Source organism: Psychrobacter lutiphocae DSM 21542, assembly GCF_000382145.1.
GTDB lineage: Bacteria > Pseudomonadota > Gammaproteobacteria > Pseudomonadales > Moraxellaceae > Psychrobacter > Psychrobacter lutiphocae.
In genome coordinates, this window is the sequence record NZ_KB907690.1 from 1 (window position 1) to 2,395 (window position 2,395).

1 pseudogene is annotated in these 2,395 nt (G+C 33.4%); it reads left to right on the forward strand.

Annotated features, from left to right (window positions below):
- Positions 1–348 precede the first annotated feature (348 nt).
- Positions 349–2,109 (forward strand): annotated as a pseudogene (locus H140_RS14995) (DUF2075 domain-containing protein).
- The last annotated feature ends 286 nt before the right edge of the window (positions 2,110–2,395 follow it).

Here is a 2,395-nt window from a genome sequence, read left to right on the forward strand (position 1 = left end):
ATCGGTTAGTTCTACTTGTCTTATCTTCATGATGGCTTTTTATGTCTGTTATGGAAAATTGCTATTATAATGTATTTCTGTTCGATTACTTATCTGTATTGAAAATACTAATATAGATTTATTGCGATATGAGACTGTTTACTTATGCAAAGAGCTTACTATCAAAACTCTATTACTAACTTTATTAAAGATAGTGTTGATGAAATTATTGGCAAACTAAGTAGTAACCATGCTAATAGAACATTAACTGACCTACAAAAAAATGCATGGATACAGCAGATAAAAATATTAAAAAGACAGCTTATGAGTTTCAAAGGTTATATATTCTTTGAATTCTCTATCCCACGTATGGGAAAACGTGTAGATAATATCGTTATTATTAATGACTGTGTATTTGTTATAGAATTTAAAGTCGGTAGCAGTAAATTTGATACTTATTCCGAGATTCAAACAATAGATTACGCACTTGATCTTAAAAACTTTCATGAAGGTAGCCACAACGCTAAACTAATACCTATTTTAATTTCAACCGAAGCGGATAACCCATCTGTTAGTACAGATTCAGTCCTAAGTCTTGAAACTGCTGCCAAAACAAATAAAACTGAATTATCAAATACTTTAAACCACTTCTTGACCTCTAGCTCAAACTCAATAGACCCAGTTTTGTGGTCTAATACCGCTTATAAGCCTACTCCCACTATCGTAGAAGCAGCTCAGGCCTTATATAAAGGTCACAACGTTGAAGAGATTTCTAGGAGTGATGCCAGTGCCATTAATCTGTCAACAACCGCAGATTGTTTGAATCGTATTATCAGCAATTCTAAATTAAAAAATGAGAAAACGATTTGTTTTATTACAGGTGTACCAGGTGCAGGTAAAACCTTAGCTGGATTAAATATTGCTAATCAAAGGATGAAATCTAATGAAGATGAACACGCTTTATTTTTGTCTGGTAATGGACCTTTAGTAGATGTTTTAAGAGAAGCTTTAGCTAGAGACATTGTTTCAAATCCTCATTCAAGCGAAATCATCAAAAAATCTGAGGCTTTAAGAAACACAAGTGCATTTATCCAAAATATTCATCACTTTAGAGATGAATATTTAAAAAATAAAGATAAGCCTATTGAAAGAGTTGTTGTCTTTGATGAAGCACAAAGAGCTTGGAACCAAAAACAAGTACAAGCATTTATGAGACGAAAAAGAGGCATCGAAAATTTTTCGATGTCTGAGCCAGAATTTTTGATTGAAGTTATGGATCGTCATTCAGATTGGTGTGTCATTGTGTGTCTTATTGGTGGTGGTCAAGAAATAAATACAGGTGAAGCTGGACTTAGTGAATGGGTAAGTGCAATTCTCAAAAAACATCCTAATTGGAAAGTTCACTATTCTGATTTAATTATTAATAGTTCAAACTACCTGAATTCCAGCACCTTAAAGAAGTGGTTAATTAATCATGCTAAAGCTGAGTCTGAACTACATTTAGCAGTTTCTTTAAGATCATATAGAAGTGAAAAACTTTCAGAGTTTGTACATGCTTTATTAAATTTGGAAAGATCCAAAGCTAGCATTTTATATCAAGAGATCCAACCAAGATTCCCGATTTACATCACACGAAATCTAGATAAAGCTAAACAGTGGTTGAAATCTAAAAGAAAAGGAACTGAGAGAGCAGGTATTGTAGCATCGTCGGGAGCTAGAAGGCTCAGGACTGAAAACATTAACGTAAAAAATGAGATCTTGCCTGCCAATTGGTTTTTAAATCCATCGTGTGATATTCGATCCTCAGATTTTCTTGAAGAAATTGCAACAGAATTCGATATTCAAGGTCTAGAAATTGATTGGGCATGTGTGGCATGGGGCGCCAACTTTTACTATGCTAGTAATAAATGGCATTACCGAAATTTTAAAGGTACTAAGTGGCAAAATATCAATTAAAAAACCGACCAAGACTATCTACTAAACGCCTATCGGGTTTTACTAACTAGAGCTCGGCAAGGTATGGTCATATTCATTCCTTACGGCAGTGATGAAGATATTACTCGATCTCATAAATTTTATGACGACACTTGGCAGTACTTTTTAGATATTGGAATTAAACCACTACAATAAACTTTTAATTATTAATAAAATATAATTTAATTAATACTGTAAGGTTTGCCCGCATCCTATTTAAATACCCGCGCATCATATAAAGAAAAGCTGCTAAAACTAACTCACTCATTGTAAAAATACCCATACATCCATAATTAACTTAAGCCTACGTAGAGTGGGTTAGCAAAGCGTAACTCACCAAATTCAAATTTATACCAAATCTAAAAATTAAGCTATCGAGGAAAACGAGTGCAAACGCTACATATAGTAGGTTCAACGAGTTTGACAAAGATAGGTTATTTTT